Origin of the sequence: Trinickia fusca, from assembly GCF_003628145.1 — a bacterium.
Taxonomy (GTDB): domain Bacteria; phylum Pseudomonadota; class Gammaproteobacteria; order Burkholderiales; family Burkholderiaceae; genus Trinickia; species Trinickia fusca.
The window spans coordinates 434,802-452,859 of sequence record NZ_RBZV01000002.1 but is presented as its reverse complement, the minus strand read 5'-3'; the positions used below and the strand labels follow the sequence as shown (position 1 = coordinate 452,859).

Here is an 18,058-nt window from a genome sequence, read left to right as displayed (position 1 = left end):
TGCGCCGAAACAACGCGGCGCGCAATGCATCCACGACGCATTGCGCGTTGCATGTTAGCAGCGCATGCGTGACATGATGCGCTAGCCCTCCCGAGCCTTTGCCGTGCGACGCGGTGCGGGCCGAAATCAAAACAGGAGACAGTCGTTGAGTTGCGAATCGCTCATTTCCTGAGAGCCTTCCCGGCCGGGCATGCGGCCCGCCGGCGCGCGTGCGTGCGTCCACCGAGGCTCGGCCACCCCATTGTTGTTCTGTTTCACCCAACCACCGTTCCCAGGCGACTTCAAGCAGGGATGGACCGTATCTTGATCAGGTGTTCCGGAGGAGATAAAGAATGAAAGTTCGCGCGATCATGGCTGCACTGTGCGCTACGGGGCTGATGGCCGGCATCTCGGCGGCGCAGGCGGCCGAGTCCGTTGAAGTGCTGCATTGGTGGACGTCGGGCGGCGAGTCGAAAGCCGTCGGCGTGCTGAAGGACGACATGACCAAGCAGGGCTACACGTGGAAGGACTTCGCGGTCGCGGGCGGTGCCGGCGCGGCGGCGATGACCGCGCTCAAGACGCAGGTGATCTCGGGCAACGCGCCGACCGCCGCGCAGATCAAGGGTCCGCTGATCAAGGACTGGGCTGACCAGGGCGTGCTCGTCAACATCGATCAGGCCGCGGGCGACTGGAAGAAGAATCTGCCGCCGCAGATCGACAAGATCATGCAAGCCGACGGCCACTACGTCGCCGCACCATTCTCGGTGCATCGCGTGAACTGGCTCTATATCAACAAGGCTGCGCTCGACAAGGCCGGCGGCAAGGTGCCGACGACGTGGCCCGAGTTCTTCGCCGTGGCCGACAAGATGAAGGCCGCAGGCATCATGCCGATCGCGATGGGCGGTCAGCCGTGGCAAGACCTCACGCTGTGGGAAGACGTCGTGCTGTCGCAAGGCGCCGATTTCTATAAGAAGGCGCTCGTCGACCTCGACCAGAAGACGTTGACCTCGGACAAGATGCTTCAAGTGTTCGACACGGTGCGCAAGATCCAGGGCTACTTCGACACGGGCCGCACGGGCCGTGACTGGAACCTCGCGACGGCGATGGTCATCAACAACAAGGCCGGCATGCAGTTCATGGGCGACTGGGCCAAGGGCGAGTTCGCGAACGCGAACAAGAAGGCGGGCAGCGACTACCTCTGCGCGCCGGTGCCGGGTACGGACAAGGCCTACACGTTCAACGTCGACTCGTTCGTGTTCTTCCAGCAGAAGGGCCAGAAGGCGGCGACGCCGGGCCAGCTCGCCATGGCCAAGACCATCATGAGCCCGGAGTTCCAGGAGCAGTTCAGCCTGAACAAGGGTTCGGTCCCGGTGCGCCTCGGCGTGTCGATGGCCAAGTTCGACGACTGCGCGAAGAAGTCGTACGCGGATGAGCAGGCGGCCATCCAGGCCGGCGGCTACGTGCCGTCGCTCGCGCACGGCATGGCGCAGTCCGACGCAACGGCCGGCGCGATCTCCGACGTCGTCACGAAGTTCATGAACTCGTCGCAAGACTCCAAGAGCGCGGTGCAGGCGCTCGCGAAGGCGGCGAAGACGAAGTAAGCGAAGCGGGCATCGGGCGGCGCGGTGCATCGTGCTGAGCCGCCGTTCGCATCACCCCATGCCTGTCCGCCCGCGCATCGCGTTTCGGGATCGCCGGGTGGGCCGGCAGGCAAGTTTTTAGCTTTGCATAGGAGTAGAGCAGTGGCTGCCTCTCTTAGCGGCAACGACAAGAACGTCGCACCCGCGCCTCGCGGCACGTCGTCGCTGGCGGCGCTCGCCGATCGCTGGATTCCCAAGCTCGTGCTCGCACCGAGCGTGGCGATCAGCCTGGTGTTCGTCTACGGCTTCATTCTGATCACCGGTTATCTGTCGCTGTCCAATTCGCGGCTGATGCCGAACTACGGGTTCGCCGGCCTCCAGCGGTATTCCGAATTGTTCGAGAACGACGTGTGGTGGACCTCGGCCAAGAACCTCGGCTGGTTCGCCATCCCGTTCATCGGCGTGTGCGTCGGGCTCGGTCTCTTTCTCGCGATTCTCCTCGATCAGAAGATTCGCAACGAAGGCGCGCTGCGCGCCGTGTTCCTCTACCCGATGGCACTGTCGTTCATCGTGACCGGCACGGCCTGGCAGTGGATTCTGAATCCGGGCCTCGGTCTCGAGAAGGTCATGCACGACTGGGGCTGGACCAGCTTTTCGTTCGACTGGCTCGACGATCCCGACAAGGCCATCTTCTGTATCGTGATCGCGGCCGTCTGGCAATCGACGGGCTTCGTGATGGCGCTGTTTCTCGCGGGCCTGCGCGGCGTCGATGCCGAAATCTTCAAGGCCGCCCAGGTCGACGGCGCGACGCTGCCGACGATCTACCGCAAGATCGTGATTCCGAGCATGCGGCCCGTGTTCTTCTCGGTGCTCCTGATCCTGTGCCACATCGCGATCAAGACGTTCGACCTCGTCGTCGCGCTGACGGCGGGTGGTCCCGGCACGTCGTCGTCGCTGCCGGCCATCTTCATGTACACGTTCTCGTTCAACCGTGGGCAGCTCGGCGTCGGCGCGGCGTCGTCGATGATGATGCTGGCCACCGTCGTCGCGGTGCTCGTGCCGCTCATGTATCTGGAATCGAGGAGCACCCGCAATGCAGCCTAAGCTGACGATCAGTCGCGCGGTCATCTATGCGGCTCTGCTGCTGTTTGCGCTGTACTTCCTGTTCCCGATCTACGTGATGTTGTCGACGTCGTTCAAGGACATCAACGAGCTGCGCACGGGCAACCTGCTGACGCCGCCGTCGCACTGGACCTTCGCCCCGTGGGTGAAGGCGTGGAGCGAAGCCTGTACCGGCGTGCGCTGCGACGGCATGAAGCCGTTCTTCCTGAACTCGGTGCGCATGGTGATTCCTGCCGTGTTCATCTCGTCGATCATCGGTGCGTTCAACGGCTACGTGCTCACGCACTGGCGTTTCCGTGGCGCCGACGCGCTCTTCACGATGCTGCTCGTCGGCTGCTTCATCCCGTTCCAGACGATCCTGCTGCCGATGGCGCGTCTGCTCGGCTTCGTCGGCATCTCGAACACGATCACGGGCCTCGTCGTCGTGCACGTGGTCTACGGCATCGCGTTCACGACGATGTTCTTCCGCAACTTCTACGTCAGCGTGCCAGCCGAACTCGTCAAGGCCGCGCGCATCGACGGCGCGGGTTTCTTCACGATCTTCCTGCGTATCTTGCTGCCCGTGTCGCTGCCGATCTTCATGGTGTGCTTGATCTGGCAATTCACGCAGATTTGGAACGACTTCCTGTTCGGTATCGTGTTCTCGGGCGTCGATTCGATGCCGATTACCGTGGCGCTGAACAACCTCGTGAATACGTCGACGGGCGTGAAGGAATACAACGTCGACATGGCGGGCGCGATCATCGCGGCGCTGCCGACGCTGCTCGTCTACGTGATCGCCGGCCGTTACTTCGTGCGCGGCCTGACGGCGGGCGCGGTGAAGGGTTGAACGAGGGAGCCTCGCTTCACTCGCGAGGCTCGCGCAAGTAGTGCAACGCATTCTCGAAAGCTGCACAGCAGATTAAAGGATTCTCAGCATGGCAAGCCTTTCCATCCGCGACGTATACAAGACCTATCCGAACGGCGTGCCCGTCCTGAAGGGCGTCGACATCGAGATCGAGGACGGTCAGTTCCTGATTCTCGTCGGCGGCTCAGGGTGCGGGAAGTCCACGCTGCTCAACATGATCGCCGGCCTCGAGACGGTGACCAAGGGCGAAATCCGCATCGACGGCAAACTCGTCAACGATCTTTCGCCGAAGGATCGCGACATTGCGATGGTGTTCCAGTCGTACGCGCTCTATCCGTCGATGACGGTGCGCGAGAACATCTCGTTTGGGCTGAACATCCGCAAGGTGCCGAAGCAGGAGCAACAGCAGATCGTCGAGCGTGTTTCGCAGATGCTGCAAATCCAGCACCTGCTCGATCGCAAGCCGGGCCAGCTCTCGGGCGGCCAGCGTCAGCGCGTCGCGATGGGCCGTGCGCTCGCGCGCGATCCCGTCATGTTCCTGTTCGACGAACCGCTCTCGAACCTCGACGCGAAGCTGCGCATCGAGATGCGCTCCGAGATCAAGCTGCTGCATCAGCGTCTCGGCACGACGATCGTCTACGTCACGCACGATCAGATCGAGGCGATGACGCTCGGCGACCGCATCGCCGTGATGAAGGACGGCGTCGTGCAGCAGTTCGGTGCGCCGCAGGACATCTACGATTCGCCGTCGAACCTGTTCGTGGCCGGCTTCATCGGCGCACCGCCGATGAACTTCATCGAAGGCAAGCTCGTGGAGCAGGGCGCCGGCATCGGCATCGAGATCGACACGGGCGTGATGCGCGGCGTGCTGAACCTGCCCTTCGACGCGGCTCGCGTGAAGAGCCATGTCGGCCGTCAGGTGATCCTCGGCCTGCGGCCCGAGCGCATCACCGATGCCCGCAGCGCGCACAACGGCCAAGGCGAGGCACTTCAGCAGATCGACGTGAAGGTCGACGTGATCGAGCCTACGGGCCCCGATACGCTCGTGTTCGCGCAGGTCAACGGCAAGCGCACCGTCAGCCGCGTGCACCCGGCCGCGAATCCGCAGCCGTTGCAGACGATGCCGCTGCTGTTCGATGTTTCCAAGGCCGTGTTGTTCGATCCGTCCACCGAGGCGCGCATCGCCTGATCGGTCTTTTGACGGCGAGCCCGCCCGGGCTCGCCGTTCCCTTTCAATGCGGCAGCCGCACGTTGAGCTTGAACGTCACGAGCCTCGCAATGAGGATGAACGCGGTGGCGATGATGAGGCTGTAGACCGAATCGACATCGAAGTGGTCGAGTAGCAGATACAGCCAGCAGCCCGCGAACGCACAGGTGGCGTAAGGGCGCGAATCGCGCAGGATCAGCGGGACGACATTGCAGAGCACGTCGCGAATGAGGCCGCCGAACACGCCCGTCGCAACGCCCATCAGAGTCGCCGTGAATGCCGGCATGCCCGCCTCGAGCGCGATCGACGTGCCCGAGATGCTGAACAGGCCCAGCCCGATTGCATCGGCCACGAGCAACGCGCGCTCGGAAAACAGGCGCGAGAGCGTGCGCAGCACGAACGGCGCGAACAGCGACGCGACGAACAGCACGATCACGTAGGTCTGGTGCTCGACCCAGTAGAAAGGCCGGTGCTCGAGCAGCACATCGCGCACGGTGCCGCCGCCGAATGCCGTGGCGAAGCCGACGAGAAACGTGCCGACCGCGTCGAGCCGGCGCTTGCGCGCTTCGATGAAACCCGAGATCGCGTACGCCAGAATCGCGACCGCTTCGATGAGGGTGAGGGCGAGCGTGAGCCTAGGATGCACCGTGAGGCTCCCGTTCTCCACGACCTGCGCCCGGGTGCGTCGCGCCCGGTTGCAACAGCACGAGCACCGCGCCGGCGCCGCCGTCATGCGGCCTCGCCTGACAGAACGCGATGACTTCGGCTTTCTGCACGAGCCACGCGCGCACCTTGCCTTTGAGTACGGGCTCCTTGCCGACCGAGCCGAGCCCTTTGCCGTGGATCACGCGCACGCAGCGCAGCCCGCGCTTGACGGCTTCGCGGATGAACTCGGCCAGCGCTTCGCGTGCCTCGTCGCGGCGCATGCCATGCAGGTCGATCTGCGACTGCACGATCCAGTCGCCGCGCCGCAGCTTGCGCACGACTTCCTGGCTAATGCCGGGGCGGCAGTAGAACAGCGTGTCGTCGGTGTCGAGCAGCACCTCGGGGTCGAACTCGTCGGAGATCGCCTCGTTCAGGACGGCCTGCTCGTCGCGCTGCGTCTGCAGCGGCAGCGCGGGCGGTGGCGTGCGGCTGTGCGGGGCCCGCTTGTCGGCTTTCAGCGGTGCCACCTCGCCGACTTCGCGGCGAAACAGGTTGGCATCGGCGGCGGCTTCGCGCGCGGCCTTGGCCGCGGCGATGCGCTCGCGTTCGCGTTGCTCGGTGCTCTGCTTGAGCGCATCGCGCAGGCCGGCCAGATCGTTGAGCGCCAGGCCGCGCGTGCCGGTATCGCTGCGCGCGGGCTCGTTCGGACGGGATCGGTTCTTCGCCATGACGATAGACGTGTGCTTGCCAAAGAGGCTAAAAAGGGAATGCAGGAGGCTATCAGCGCTGCGAGGCGCTTGGCCAAGCGAGGCCCGCCGACGCAAAAAGGGCCGCGGGCGTGACGCCGCGACCCTTGGTGTGCCGCGCCCGTGCGAACGGGCACGGCGGCGGGTACGCCGACGGACGCTCGGTTAGCGATCGACCTCTGCGCTCATCACGTGGTCCTGATGGAGCTCGTGGATGCTTTCGAGGTACCGCTGCGCATCGAGTGCGGCCATACAACCCGTGCCGGCGCTCGTGATGGCCTGGCGATAGACATGATCCTGCACGTCGCCAGCAGCGAACACGCCCGGCACGCTCGTGCCCGTGGCATTGCCGTTCAGGCCGCCGTTCGTGATGATGTAGCCGTTCTTCATCTCGAGCTGGCCCGCGAAGATGTCGGTGTTCGGCTTGTGCCCGATGGCGATGAACACGCCTTGCAGCGCGACGTCGGTCGCCTCGCCCGTCTGCGTGTGCTTGATGCGCAGGCCCGTCACGCCCGAATCGTCGCCCTTCACCTCGTCGAGCACATGATTCCACTTGATCTCGACGACACCTTCCTTCTCCTTCTCGAGCAGGCGGTCGATGAGGATCGGCTCGGCACGGAATTTGTCGCGGCGGTGGACGACCGTCACCTTGCTCGCGATGCCGGCCAGATACAGCGCTTCTTCAACTGCCGTGTTGCCGCCGCCGACGACGGCCACATGCTGCTGCTTGTAGAAGAAGCCATCGCAGGTCGCGCAGGCGGACACGCCGCGGCCCATGAACGATTCTTCCGAGGGCAGGCCCAGGTACTGCGCCGAGGCGCCCGTCGCGATGATCAAGGAATCGCACGTGTATTCGCCCGAGTCGCCGATCAGGCGGATCGGCTTCTCGTTCAGCTTGGCCGTGTGGATGTGATCGAAGACGATCTCGGTCTTGAAGCGTTCGGCGTGGTCGAGAAAGCGTTGCATCAGCTCGGGGCCCTGCACGCCGTTCGCGTCGGCCGGCCAGTTTTCGACGTCGGTCGTCGTCATCAGCTGGCCGCCTTGGGCGAGGCCCGTGATCAGCATCGGCGAGAGGTTGGCGCGAGCGGCGTAGACGGCAGCCGTATAGCCGGCAGGGCCGGAACCGAGAATCAGGACTTTGGCGTGTTTGCGCGTGGACATGGGGCAGCAATCCGTAAGAAAGTACCGCGTGGGCAACAAGGGCCGCTCGGCTGCGAGCGAGTGTGCAAAGCCCGGCACGCCAGGCTTGCGCGGCTCGATTGACGCCGTACGGCCGCACCGCAGCGATAGGTGAGGGCGTATCCGCGCATTATAAAGGTCTGTTCGACGCGCTGCCCGCTGTGCTTTCAATCGGCGCGATAGTGTGGGGCGAGTGGCGTTACCCTCATTTACAGCCGGGCGCCCGACGCAACGTTTACAATAGCCCGCATCGAATGACCGGCGCGGCCGAGCCCTTCTCGGGCGGCACGCCAACCCCTACGGATTCATGGCCAAAGCTCCTTATTCGGCGCACGCGCAAGCCTTGCCGCATCGCATGTCGCGCCTTTTCACCGAAATCCGCTGGCTCTTGCAGGTCGCGCTCGGCGTGTTCCTGGTGATGGCGCTCGTCAGCTACAGCCGACACGATCCGAGCTGGACGCACGCGCAACAAGTCGAACGCATCGCGAACTGGGCCGGGCGCGTCGGCGCCTGGACCTCCGACATCCTGCTGCTGCTGTTCGGCCTGTCGGCCTATTGGTGGGTGGTGCTGCTCGCGCGGCGCATCGCCGCCAACTACCGGCGCCTGAACGAGCAAGCGGCGCCCGACGAAGAGGCGCCGCGCCACTCGTGGGTGACCGATGCGTTCGCGTTCGTGCTCGTGTTGCTCGCTTGCGACGGTATCGAGGCGCTGCGCATGTGGTCGCTGCGCGTGCCGCTGCCGCGCGCGCCGGGCGGCATCGTCGGCGACGCGATCGCGCGCGGTATCTCGCATGCGCTCGGCTTCACCGGCGGCACGCTCGCGCTGCTGCTCGCGTTCGGGATCGGCCTGTCGCTGTACTTCCGCTTTTCGTGGCTGTCGGTGGCCGAGCGTGTCGGCGACGCGATCATCTCCGCCGTCACGTTGGCGAAGCTGCGCCGCGAGGCCGGGCGCGACCGTAAGCTCGGCGAAGCGGCCGCGGTCAAGCGCGAGGGCAAGGTCGAGCAGACCCGCGTCAAGCTCGAGGAGCACGAGCCTGTCACGATCGTGCCGCCCGTCATCGCGCCCGCCAAGTCCGAGCGCGTCGAGCGCGAGAAGCAACAGCCGCTGTTCGCCGATCTGCCCGGCGATTCGACGCTGCCGCCGATCGCGTTGCTCGACGCGGCGCCGGCCGTGCAGGAGTCGATCTCGGCCGATACGCTCGAGTTCACCTCGCGTCTGATCGAGAAGAAGCTCAAGGACTTCGGCGTCGACGTCAGCGTCGTCGCGGCGTACCCGGGCCCTGTCGTCACGCGTTACGAAATCGAGCCCGCGACGGGCGTCAAGGGTAGCCAGATCGTCAACCTGGCCAAGGATCTCGCTCGCTCGCTGTCGCTCGTGTCGATCCGCGTCGTCGAGACGATCCCGGGCAAGAACTGCATGGCGCTCGAGCTGCCGAACCAGCGCCGCCAGACGGTCCGGCTGTCGGAAATTCTCGGCTCGGAGGTCTATGCCGATGCCCCGTCGAAGCTCACGATGGGCCTGGGCAAGGACATCAGCGGCAAGCCCGTGTGCGCCGATCTTGCCAAGATGCCGCACTTGCTCGTAGCGGGCACGACGGGCTCGGGCAAGTCGGTCGGCATCAACGCGATGATCCTGTCGCTGCTCTACAAGGCCAGTGCCGAAGACGTGCGGATGATCCTGATCGATCCGAAGATGCTCGAAATGAGCGTCTACGAAGGCATTCCGCATTTGCTGTGCCCGGTCGTCACGGACATGCGCCAGGCCGGCCATGCGCTGAACTGGGCCGTGGCCGAGATGGAGCGGCGCTACAAGCTCATGAGCAAGCTCGGCGTGCGCAACCTCGCGGGCTACAACAACAAGATCGACGACGCGGCCAAGCGCGAGGAGAAACTGCCGAATCCGTTCAGCCTCACGCCTGAGGCGCCCGAGCCGCTCACGCGTCTGCCCAACATCGTCGTCGTCATCGACGAGCTAGCCGATCTGATGATGGTCGTCGGCAAGAAGGTCGAGGAGCTCATCGCGCGGATCGCGCAAAAGGCGCGTGCGGCCGGCATCCACCTGATCCTGGCGACGCAGCGTCCGTCGGTCGACGTCATCACGGGGCTCATCAAGGCCAACGTGCCGACGCGTATGGCGTTCCAGGTGTCGTCGAAGATCGATTCGCGCACGATTCTCGATCAGATGGGCGCCGAGTCGCTGCTCGGCATGGGCGACATGCTGTATCTGCCGCCCGGCACGGGACTGCCTGTGCGTGTGCACGGCGCGTTCGTGTCCGATGACGAAGTGCATCGCGTCGTCGAAAAGCTCAAGGAGCAGGGCGAGCCCAACTACATCGAGGGCATTCTCGAGGGTGGCGTGGCCGGCGAGGGCGACGAAGGCTCGGGCGACGCGCAGGCCGGCGGGGCAGGCGGCGGCGAAGCGGACCCGCTTTACGATCAGGCCGTCGAGATCGTCGTCAAGCATCGGCGCGCGTCGATCTCGCTCGTGCAGCGGCATTTGCGCATCGGCTACAACCGGGCCGCGCGATTGCTCGAGCAGATGGAGCAGTCGGGGCTCGTTTCGGCGATGTCGTCGAACGGCAACCGCGAAATTCTAGTGCCGGCGCGTGACGCCGAGTAGCCGCACACCCGCGGTGGCATGCCTCTCGCCAGTGCGCTCAGTTCATTCACGGAGAATCACTCTCATGCAGCATTCGTTCCGGCAACCGGCCCGTTTTCTTTCCTTGCGTGCACGAGCAGCGGGCCTCGCCGTACTTGGCGCCGCGCTGCTGGCTTGCGCGCCGGCCGCGTTCGCGAGTGGCACCGCGCAACTGAAGGCGTTCGTCGCGCAAGTGCACGCGGCGCGCGGCGAATTCGTGCAGCGCGAAGTGAAGGCGCCGTCGAAGGCGCAAGCGGCAAGCGGCGCCTCGATGCCGACGCTCGGCGGTACCTCGAGCGGCACGTTCGTGTTCGCGCGTCCCGGCAAATTCATCTGGTCGTACGAGAAGCCCTACCAGCAGGTGCTGCAAGCCGACGGCGAGAATCTGTACGTCTACGACAAGGACCTCAATCAGGTCACGGTGCGCAAGTTGGGTGGCGCGCTCGGCGCGAGCCCGGCTGCGATCTTGTTCGGCAGCAACGACCTCGAGCAGAACTTCACGCTGCGCGATGCGGGCGTGAAGCAGGGTATCGACTGGCTCGAGCTGATTCCGAAGGCGCGCGACACGCAATTTCAGCGCGTCGGCATCGGCTTTCGCGACGGCAATCTCGAAGCGATGGAGCTGCACGACGTGTTCGGCAACGTGACGCTGTTGACGTTCTCCAACATTCAGAAGAACCCGCCGCTCAAGGCCGACGCGTTCAAGTTCACGGTGCCCAAGGGCGCCGATGTCATCAACGGTTGATCGGCGCGGGGCCGCCATGCGTGCGCGCTGCGTGACGCATCGACGCTGTGCCGCGCCGAGCTCATTCGGATCACGCCATGTTTGAAGAACCCCGCGTCGCCATGCCGCTCGCCGAAAGGCTGCGGCCCCGCACGATCGACGATGTGATCGGCCAGAAGCACCTGCTCGGGCCGATGAAGCCGTTGCGCGTCGCGTTCGAGTCGGGTGAGCCGCATTCGATGATCCTGTGGGGCCCGCCTGGTGTCGGCAAGACGACGCTCGCGCGGCTCATGGCGAACGCGTTCGATGCCGAATTCATCGCGCTGTCGGCCGTGCTGTCGGGCGTGAAGGACATTCGCGAGGCCGTCGAGCTCGCGCAGGCGCATCGCGCGCATGGCCGGCGCACGCTCGTGTTCGTCGACGAAGTGCATCGCTTCAACAAGAGCCAGCAGGATGCGTTCCTGCCGCACGTGGAGTCGGGCCTGTTCGTGTTCATCGGCGCGACGACCGAGAACCCGTCGTTCGAGGTCAACAGCGCATTGCTGTCGCGCGCGGCCGTGTACGTACTCAAGAGTCTCGACGACGACGAGCAGCATGAGTTGCTCGCACGCGCCCTGAGCGAACTCGGCGGCCTGGCGATCACCGACGAGGCCAACGAGGCGCTGATCGGGTCGGCCGACGGCGACGGCCGCAAGCTGCTCAACAACGTCGAGATCGTGGCGCGCGCGGCGGCCGCGCAGAAGGTTGGCGAAATCGATGGCGCGTTGATCGCGAGTGCACTGACGGAGAACCTGCGCCGCTTCGACAAAGGGGGCGACGCGTTTTACGATCAGATCAGCGCGCTGCATAAGTCAGTGCGAGGCAGCAATCCCGACGGCGCACTGTATTGGTTCTGCCGCATGCTCGACGGCGGCGTGGACCCGCGCTACCTCGCGCGGCGCATCGTGCGCATGGCGTGGGAGGATATCGGTCTTGCTGATCCGCGTGCGCCGCGCATCGCGCTCGACGCCGCTGAAACCTACGAACGCCTGGGCACGCCCGAAGGCGAGCTCGCGCTCGCACAGGCGCTGATCTACCTGGCCGTGGCGCCCAAATCGAATGCGGGCTACATGGCTTATAACGAGGCGCGGCGGTTCGTCAGCAAGGATCGTTCGCGTCCCGTGCCCGTGCATCTGCGCAACGCGCCGACCAAGCTGATGGAAGAGCTCGGCTATGGCCGCGAATACCGTTACGCGCACGACGAGCCCGACGCGTATGCGGCCGGCGAGACCTACGTGCCCGACGGCATGCGCGAGCCGCACTGGTATCGCCCGACGCCGCGTGGGCTCGAGGGCAAGATCGGCGAAAAGCTAGCCCGTCTGGCCGATCTCGATGCCGCCTGGCGCAGCGCGCAGAAGAACAAGGGCGATTGAGCGGCACTGCAGTCGCTGTGCATGGCGCGCGGCGCCGGTGCGCTAAAATCACACCTTCATTTCACGAAAGAATTCTCTCTCCCATGCTCGACACCCAGTTGCTGCGCAAAGACCTCGATGGCGTCGCGAAGCGTCTCGCCGATCGCGGCTACACGCTCGACGTCGCCGCTTTCTCGGCCGCCGAAGCCGAACGCCGTGCCATTCAGACCCACACCGAAGAATTGCAATCGCGCCGCAACAGCTTGTCGAAGCAGATTGGCGCGATGAAAGGGCGCGGCGAGGACACGACGGCGCTGATGGCGGAAGTCGGCCGCATCAACGACGAAATGAAGGCGTCCGCGGCGCAGCTTGATGACGTGCAGGCACGCCTGTTGAAGCTGCAACTCGAGATCCCGAACTTGCCGCACGAGAGCGTGCCTGTCGGCAACGACGAGACCGGCAACGTCGAAGTGCGCCGCTGGGGCACGCCGCACCAGTTCGACTTCGAGGTGAAGGATCACGTCGACGTCGGCACTGCGCTGGGTCTCGATTTCGAAACGGGCGCGAAGCTCTCGGGCGCGCGCTTCACGATGCTGCGCGGCGCGATGGCGCGACTGCATCGTGCGCTTGCGCAGTTCATGCTCGACACGCACACGCAGCAGCACGGCTATACCGAAGTCTATACGCCGTACATCGTGAACCCGGAGATTCTGCTCGGCACGGGACAGTTGCCGAAGTTCGCCGACGATATGTTCCGCGTCGAGAAGGGCGGTGGCGAGCACACCGTCACGCAGTATCTGATTTCCACATCCGAAATTTCGCTGACGAACACGGTGCGCGACAGCATTCTCGATGCCGGCGCGCTGCCCGTGAAGCTGACGGCGCATTCGCCTTGCTTCCGTTCCGAGGCGGGCTCATACGGCCGCGACACGCGCGGCATGATCCGCCAGCACCAGTTCGACAAGGTCGAGATGGTGCAGGTCGTCACGCCTGAGACGTCGTACGACGCGCTCGAGCAGATGGTCGGGCACGCGGAAGCGATTCTGCAAAAGCTCGAACTGCCGTACCGCGTGATGACGCTGTGCACGGGCGACATGGGTTTCTCGGCCACCAAGACGTACGACCTCGAGGTGTGGCTGCCTGCCCAGAACACCTATCGCGAGATCTCGAGCTGCTCGAACACCGAGGCGTTCCAGGCTCGCCGCATGCAGGCGCGCTATCGCAATGCACAGGGCAAGCCCGAGCTCGTCCATACGCTGAACGGTTCGGGTCTGGCCGTGGGGCGCACGCTCGTGGCCGTGCTCGAGAACTTCCAGAACGCGGATGGTTCGGTGACCGTGCCGACGGCGCTGCGGCCGTACCTCGGCGGCGTCGAACGGCTGGAGCCGACGGCCGCGTCATGACCGCTCGCGCCGGCGTTTCAAGTTTTTTGCAAAAAGGGCTTGGAATGTTGTGCGAGCTATCCTATAATCTTCGCTTCGCCACGCAACGACCGGCGTAGCGAAGAAACGAAGCGGACGTCCAGCTCTCGTTTGAAAGTCGGAAAGGTGGCAGAGAGGTCGAATGCGCCGGACTCGAAATCCGGTATACGGTTATACCGTATCGTGGGTTCGAATCCCACCCTTTCCGCCAAGATCATCAGGAACCCCGCAGCGCGAAAGCCTGTGGGGTTTTTGTTTTTGGCGATCCTACTTCGCCTACAAACATGATAAACGGCCATGTGGTACAGGTTATGGAAGTCCTTGGACGGTCGTCGCAGGGGATCACAGAGCCGTTCTTATGTCGGGGTGATGATGGCGCGCTTTACTATGCCAAGGGGAAGGCGGCTGGCCGCAAGAGCCTCGTGGCTGAGTGGATAGCAAGCTCGTTGGCCGAAAAATTTGGTCTGCCGGTCGCTCCGTTCGCTATCGGCGAAGTCGATGAAGCACTTGTCCGACTCGGGGCTCCGGGGCTCGCGGATTTGGGTGCTGGATACGTTTTTCTCTCCCGGCGCGTCGACTCAGTGCTGGAGCTCACTTGGCCGAATGTCCAAGAGATTCCCATCGGCATTCGAAGCGATGTCCTGGTCTTCGATTATTGGGTCAGGAATCAGGATCGGATGCTTACCGAGCTGGGTGGGAACCCGAACTTGCTCTGGAATGCCGGGCGCAAAGAGGTGGTGGTGATAGACCACAACCAGGCCTTCGACGCAGACTTTGACTGTAAGACATTTTTTTCTTCGCACGCGTTCGCGGCATCGTGGGACTCTATCTTTGAGGACATGATCGACCGCCAACGTTACGAGGACCGCCTTGGGTCTGCTTTGGGTCAACTTGACGACATTTGCGATAAAATGCCAGAGTCTTGGTGGTGGCTTGGAGACGATCTTCGCCTCAATTTCAGTCCCGATGATGCACGCGCCATTCTGACGGAGTGTTTGCCTAACTTTTGGAGCCGCCGATGAAACATGCTTGTCGATACACCATCGTGCGCTTCATGCCGTATCCCGAGACGGGTGAGTTCGCAAACATCGGTATCGTGCTGATGAGCCCGACGGCGAAGTACATCGGGTACAAACTCATTGATCGTATTTCGCGAATCACCGCCTTCTTTGAGGAACTCGACGCCAACGTCGTCCGGAGAGCCCGGAAGGTGTACGCAAACGAGTTGGTCCGCATTACCCAGTCGATCGAGAAGGCGTTTGCAGAAGCGCCTATGGGGCCCAGCGCGGACTTTGCCAATTTCGTGTTTAGCGAGCTTGTGAAGCCACGTGAGGGGGTGGTCGTCGCCCAAGGGGACCGGGTGGCGATGGCTGACCGGCAACCGAGCGAAAAGCTCGAGGAGCTTTTCGAGCACTATGTCGGGCGCTCCTTCGCAACCAAGGCGTACCAGGAGCGCTATGTCGAGAAGCGGATCCACGAGATGCTGCGCGCCGCCGATCTGACGAGCCTTTATCATGAGCGGACGCTCGGCAAGAGTGACACCTACAAGGCGCGCTTGCCGTTTGTCCGGATGAACGGCACAGGAGAGGCAATCCGTGCGATCAAACCGATCTTCTTAGCCCATGATGACCCGAGCCGCCTCTATGATCACGGCTGGGATTGGATCGGCAAGATCGAGAAGCTCCGTCGGGATCGCACGCTTCAGGGTGACGTCCTGTTTGCGGCAGCGGCGCCTAAAGAGGCCTTTGGTCCTCGCGCTGCCGCATTTGCCGAGATCAGCGAGCAACTGAAGGCGCATGGCATCGTGCTTGCACAGGAGACGGAGCGCGGTCGAATTTTGGCATTTGCCGAAGGCATGCCCGATGTCGAGACTAGCGATTCAGACTGACAATCGTACCGCTCGCTTCAAAGCCCGCCGCGAGCGGGCTTTTTCATGGCCGCGACTAGTGGGTTCAGACTCGTGCCGCTAGACACCTCAAGCCTGTTCATGAAATGAACTGCCGCCGCGTCGGGCATGGCCAAAGCGCAGTTTCAGCCAGTCGTTTGACGGCTCGCCAAGCGCCATCCGCTCCCCGACGCCCCATCCAATTAAAATAACGATTTGACTCGATCGCCGGTTCGGACGAAGCTACGCATCAGCGTCTCCCGTTTACCGGACCCTCATGAGTTCATCGCTGACCGTTCGCCGTATCGCCGCCGACCAAGGGGCCACGTATCGCGAGTTGCGCGCCGCATCGCTGCGCGACGCTCCTTATGCTTTCGACGAGACGCTTGAAGAAGCGCTTTCCGAACAAGCCGAGACGTTCGAGGAAACGGCATCACGTCACGCCGCTTCCGAAACTTCGACGTCGTTTATCCTCTACACCGAAGGCCATCCGGCCGGGCTCATCGGTGCGTACTTCGAAGACGCACCAGAACGCCGTGCATTCGTTTACGCGCTGTGGGTGGCGCCGGCTGTACGCCATCTACGCGGCGGCGAACTGCTCGTGAACACGGCGAGCCATTGGCTGGCAGAGCGCGGTGCGTCCGACGTCTATGCGTGGGTGCCCGACGCGAATCGCAACGGGATGCGCTTTTACGAGCACCTCGGCTTCGGCCCGGGCGGCGAACACGTGCCGGTCGCACACGCACCGCAGGAGTGGGTGACGCTGCTCGTACAGCCGGTCAAGCGCCAGAACGAGGGCGAGGCGTCAGCCCCATGATCAATCGGTTGCGCGCAGCTTTTCCGACCGATCGACCTCGCCTATCTCATCTGCCGCACCCACGTACCGGAAACGCATGCGTGGGCCATTTGCTTCGTCACTTCCCGTATAAGCTCGCGTGCGACTGTTGCGCGGACGCGCAGCGGCCGCTTTCGCATCGCAAAAATGCTGGCCGCGCACGTTTGCGCCTGTAAAATACGCAAAATTTTTTTGCATCAACGCCATGTCGCTGAATAAATCGCCATTCTTCGAACTACGCAGCGGCTCCGTCGACTCGCTTCTGTTCGTCGTCAAGACGACCGATCTCGACGCGCTCAAAAGCGAGCTCACGCGGCGCTTCGAAGCGACTCCCGAGTTTTTCGCCGGCGACGTGGTCGCGATCGACCTGCGTCGTCTCGCGGACGACGAGCGTGTGCCGCTCGCCGAGATCGCGAGCTTGCTCGATAGCGTACGCATGCGTCCGATCGGCATCGTCGCGTCGCCCGCGCAACACGCGTGGGCCGCAGAGAGCGGCCTGCCGCTGCTTGAAGCACGCGACCGGCGCGCCGGAGCGGGAGCCGGCGGCGCAAAAGCTGACGCTGAGGCCGAGCCGGCGCCAGTGGCGCAAGCGCCTGCCGAGCCGGTCGCGCGCATCGCCGTGCCGCCGCAGACGCTGATCGTCGATAAGCCGTTGCGTTCCGGGCAGCAGGTGTATGCGAAAGGCGATCTCGTCGTGCTCGGTCTCGTGAGCTATGGCGCCGAGCTGATCGCGGAAGGCAACATCCATATTTACGCGCCGTTGCGCGGGCGGGCGCTCGCGGGCGTGCACGGCAATCACGACGCGCGCATTTTCTGCACGTGTCTCGAGCCGGAACTGATCTCGATCGCAGGCATCTATCGCACGACCGAGAATCCGCTGCCGGCCGACGTCATCGGCAAGTCGGTGCAGATCCGGCTCGCCGACGAGAAATTGATGATCGAACCGCTGCGCCTCACGTAAGGCGTGGCCCAGGACGCAGTGCTGGCACGAGTCGAGCCGCGTCGGACAACCTCATTGAACGAACACAGGGTAAGGGGAAAATGGCAAAAATCGTTGTGGTGACTTCGGGCAAGGGCGGCGTGGGCAAGACCACGACGAGCGCCAGCTTCGCGTCGGGCTTGGCCCTGCGCGGCTTCAAGACCGCCGTGATCGACTTCGACGTCGGTCTGCGCAATCTCGACCTCATCATGGGTTGCGAGCGTCGCGTGGTCTACGACTTCATCAACGTGATCCAGGGCGAAGCGAACCTCAACCAGGCGCTCATCAAGGACAAGAAGTGCGAGAACCTGTTCATCCTGCCGGCCTCGCAGACGCGTGACAAAGACGCGCTGACGCTCGAAGGCGTCGAGAAGGTGATCGCCGATCTGGCCGCGATGGGCTTCGAGTACATCGTCTGCGATTCGCCGGCCGGCATCGAGTCGGGCGCGCTGCTGGCGATGCACTTCGCCGATGAAGCGCTCGTCGTGACGAATCCGGAAGTGTCGTCGGTGCGCGATTCCGACCGCATCCTCGGCATTCTGTCGTCGAAGACCAAGCGTGCAGTCGATGGCAAGGAGCCCGTCAAGGAGCATCTGCTGATCACCCGCTACAACCCCAAGCGCGTCAGCGAAGGCGAGATGCTGTCGCTGTCGGATATCCAGGAGATCCTGCGCATCGATCTGATCGGCGTCGTGCCCGAGTCGGAAGCGGTGCTGCACGCGTCGAACCAGGGCTTGCCGGCCGTGCACATGGACGGCACCGATGTGGCCGAGGCGTACAAGGACGTGATCTCGCGCTTTCTCGGCGAAGAGAAGGAGCTGCGCTTTACCGACTATCAAAAGCCGGGTCTCCTCCAGCGCCTGTTCGGCACGCGGTAAGG

At 63.8% G+C, this 18,058-nt stretch carries 17 protein-coding genes and 1 tRNA gene; 14 read left to right on the top strand and 4 right to left on the bottom strand.

The genetic code is table 11. The features are described from left to right. Positions 1-332: 332 nt before the first annotated feature. From D7S89_RS06745 to D7S89_RS06730, 4 genes are all read left to right on the top strand, one after another. Positions 333-1,580: an ABC transporter substrate-binding protein gene (locus tag D7S89_RS06745; protein WP_121276839.1), complete on the top strand. Its 1,248-nt coding sequence runs from the start codon at positions 333-335 to the stop codon at positions 1,578-1,580. Positions 1,581-1,721: 141 nt separating this feature from the next. After that, the gene (locus tag D7S89_RS06740; protein ID WP_121276837.1) at positions 1,722-2,663 is read left to right on the top strand and encodes a carbohydrate ABC transporter permease; all 942 of its coding nucleotides are present in this window, start codon (positions 1,722-1,724) and stop codon (positions 2,661-2,663) included. Beyond that, positions 2,653-3,510, top strand: a complete 858-nt coding sequence (locus tag D7S89_RS06735; RefSeq protein ID WP_121276835.1) for a carbohydrate ABC transporter permease — start codon at positions 2,653-2,655, stop codon at positions 3,508-3,510. The genes D7S89_RS06740 and D7S89_RS06735 overlap by 11 nt, the downstream gene beginning before the upstream one ends. An 88-nt stretch (positions 3,511-3,598) precedes the next feature. After that, positions 3,599-4,717: an ABC transporter ATP-binding protein gene (locus D7S89_RS06730; protein ID WP_121276833.1), complete on the top strand. Its 1,119-nt coding sequence runs from the start codon at positions 3,599-3,601 to the stop codon at positions 4,715-4,717. 43 nt (positions 4,718-4,760) lie between these two features. Here the strand turns inward: D7S89_RS06730 and D7S89_RS06725 are convergent, their stop codons facing one another. The 3 genes from D7S89_RS06725 to trxB all read right to left on the bottom strand — a co-directional run bounded on the left by D7S89_RS06725 (position 4,761) and on the right by trxB (position 7,287). Then, positions 4,761-5,381, bottom strand: coding sequence for a trimeric intracellular cation channel family protein (locus D7S89_RS06725; RefSeq protein WP_121277331.1), 621 nt, complete (start codon positions 5,379-5,381; stop codon positions 4,761-4,763). Beyond that, complete coding sequence (locus tag D7S89_RS06720) at positions 5,371-6,108, bottom strand: Smr/MutS family protein (RefSeq protein WP_121276831.1); 738 nt, start codon at positions 6,106-6,108, stop codon at positions 5,371-5,373. The genes D7S89_RS06725 and D7S89_RS06720 overlap by 11 nt, the downstream gene beginning before the upstream one ends. A gap of 183 nt (positions 6,109-6,291) precedes the next feature. Further along, complete coding sequence (gene trxB / locus D7S89_RS06715; RefSeq protein ID WP_121276829.1) at positions 6,292-7,287, bottom strand: thioredoxin-disulfide reductase; 996 nt, start codon at positions 7,285-7,287, stop codon at positions 6,292-6,294. Positions 7,288-7,612: 325 nt separating this feature from the next. Here trxB and D7S89_RS06710 point away from each other — a divergent pair, with 325 nt between their 5' ends. The 8 genes from D7S89_RS06710 to D7S89_RS06675 all read left to right on the top strand — a co-directional run bounded on the left by D7S89_RS06710 (position 7,613) and on the right by D7S89_RS06675 (position 16,181). After that, positions 7,613-9,925, top strand: a complete 2,313-nt coding sequence (locus tag D7S89_RS06710) for a DNA translocase FtsK (protein WP_121276827.1) — start codon at positions 7,613-7,615, stop codon at positions 9,923-9,925. Between the two features lie 64 nt (positions 9,926-9,989). Next, complete coding sequence (lolA, locus tag D7S89_RS06705; protein ID WP_121276825.1) at positions 9,990-10,688, top strand: outer membrane lipoprotein chaperone LolA; 699 nt, start codon at positions 9,990-9,992, stop codon at positions 10,686-10,688. Positions 10,689-10,765: 77 nt separating this feature from the next. Continuing rightward, positions 10,766-12,079 carry a replication-associated recombination protein A gene (locus D7S89_RS06700; RefSeq protein WP_121276823.1) on the top strand — a complete coding sequence of 438 codons (1,314 nt, stop codon included), beginning with the start codon at positions 10,766-10,768 and terminating at the stop codon, positions 12,077-12,079. Between the two features lie 83 nt (positions 12,080-12,162). Continuing rightward, complete coding sequence (gene serS / locus D7S89_RS06695; RefSeq protein ID WP_121276821.1) at positions 12,163-13,461, top strand: serine--tRNA ligase; 1,299 nt, start codon at positions 12,163-12,165, stop codon at positions 13,459-13,461. Between the two features lie 138 nt (positions 13,462-13,599). Beyond that, a tRNA-Ser gene (locus tag D7S89_RS06690) sits at positions 13,600-13,690 on the top strand. 100 nt (positions 13,691-13,790) lie between these two features. Beyond that, on the top strand, positions 13,791-14,501 hold the full coding sequence (locus tag D7S89_RS06685) for a HipA family kinase (RefSeq protein ID WP_245982731.1): 711 nt from the start codon (positions 13,791-13,793) through the stop codon (positions 14,499-14,501). Continuing rightward, positions 14,498-15,367, top strand: coding sequence for a DUF3037 domain-containing protein (locus tag D7S89_RS06680; protein ID WP_121276817.1), 870 nt, complete (start codon positions 14,498-14,500; stop codon positions 15,365-15,367). The genes D7S89_RS06685 and D7S89_RS06680 overlap by 4 nt, the downstream gene beginning before the upstream one ends. Positions 15,368-15,641: 274 nt before the next feature. Continuing rightward, positions 15,642-16,181 carry a GNAT family N-acetyltransferase gene (locus D7S89_RS06675; RefSeq protein WP_121276816.1) on the top strand — a complete coding sequence of 180 codons (540 nt, stop codon included), beginning with the start codon at positions 15,642-15,644 and terminating at the stop codon, positions 16,179-16,181. On the opposite strand, the gene D7S89_RS06670 is transcribed toward D7S89_RS06675, so the two are convergent. After that, positions 16,182-16,406, bottom strand: coding sequence for a hypothetical protein (locus D7S89_RS06670; protein WP_121276814.1), 225 nt, complete (start codon positions 16,404-16,406; stop codon positions 16,182-16,184). Between D7S89_RS06670 and minC the strand changes: the two genes are divergently transcribed. Together minC and minD are read left to right on the top strand one after the other, a co-directional pair. Next, positions 16,405-17,160, top strand: coding sequence for a septum site-determining protein MinC (gene minC / locus D7S89_RS06665; RefSeq protein WP_121276812.1), 756 nt, complete (start codon positions 16,405-16,407; stop codon positions 17,158-17,160). The genes D7S89_RS06670 and minC overlap by 2 nt on opposite strands. Positions 17,161-17,240: 80 nt before the next feature. Next, positions 17,241-18,056: a septum site-determining protein MinD gene (gene minD / locus D7S89_RS06660; protein WP_121276810.1), complete on the top strand. Its 816-nt coding sequence runs from the start codon at positions 17,241-17,243 to the stop codon at positions 18,054-18,056. Positions 18,057-18,058 lie beyond the last annotated feature (2 nt).

Excerpts from the sequence above, each read along its gene's own strand:
- minC (WP_121276812.1), top strand. The coding sequence starts at position 16,405 with ATGTCGCTGAATAAATCGCCATTCTTCGAACTACGCAGCGGCTCCGTC.
- minD (WP_121276810.1), top strand. The coding sequence starts at position 17,241 with ATGGCAAAAATCGTTGTGGTGACTTCGGGCAAGGGCGGCGTGGGCAAG.
- D7S89_RS06680 (WP_121276817.1), top strand. The coding sequence starts at position 14,498 with ATGAAACATGCTTGTCGATACACCATCGTGCGCTTCATGCCGTATCCC.
- D7S89_RS06745 (WP_121276839.1), top strand. The coding sequence starts at position 333 with ATGAAAGTTCGCGCGATCATGGCTGCACTGTGCGCTACGGGGCTGATG.
- D7S89_RS06670 (WP_121276814.1), bottom strand. The coding sequence starts at position 16,406 with ATGGCGTTGATGCAAAAAAATTTTGCGTATTTTACAGGCGCAAACGTG.
- D7S89_RS06720 (WP_121276831.1), bottom strand. The coding sequence starts at position 6,108 with ATGGCGAAGAACCGATCCCGTCCGAACGAGCCCGCGCGCAGCGATACC.
- D7S89_RS06685 (WP_245982731.1), top strand. The coding sequence starts at position 13,791 with ATGGAAGTCCTTGGACGGTCGTCGCAGGGGATCACAGAGCCGTTCTTA.
- D7S89_RS06730 (WP_121276833.1), top strand. The coding sequence starts at position 3,599 with ATGGCAAGCCTTTCCATCCGCGACGTATACAAGACCTATCCGAACGGC.
- D7S89_RS06675 (WP_121276816.1), top strand. The coding sequence starts at position 15,642 with ATGAGTTCATCGCTGACCGTTCGCCGTATCGCCGCCGACCAAGGGGCC.
- D7S89_RS06700 (WP_121276823.1), top strand. The coding sequence starts at position 10,766 with ATGTTTGAAGAACCCCGCGTCGCCATGCCGCTCGCCGAAAGGCTGCGG.
- D7S89_RS06735 (WP_121276835.1), top strand. The coding sequence starts at position 2,653 with ATGCAGCCTAAGCTGACGATCAGTCGCGCGGTCATCTATGCGGCTCTG.
- trxB (WP_121276829.1), bottom strand. The coding sequence starts at position 7,287 with ATGTCCACGCGCAAACACGCCAAAGTCCTGATTCTCGGTTCCGGCCCT.
- lolA (WP_121276825.1), top strand. The coding sequence starts at position 9,990 with ATGCAGCATTCGTTCCGGCAACCGGCCCGTTTTCTTTCCTTGCGTGCA.
- D7S89_RS06710 (WP_121276827.1), top strand. The coding sequence starts at position 7,613 with ATGGCCAAAGCTCCTTATTCGGCGCACGCGCAAGCCTTGCCGCATCGC.
- serS (WP_121276821.1), top strand. The coding sequence starts at position 12,163 with ATGCTCGACACCCAGTTGCTGCGCAAAGACCTCGATGGCGTCGCGAAG.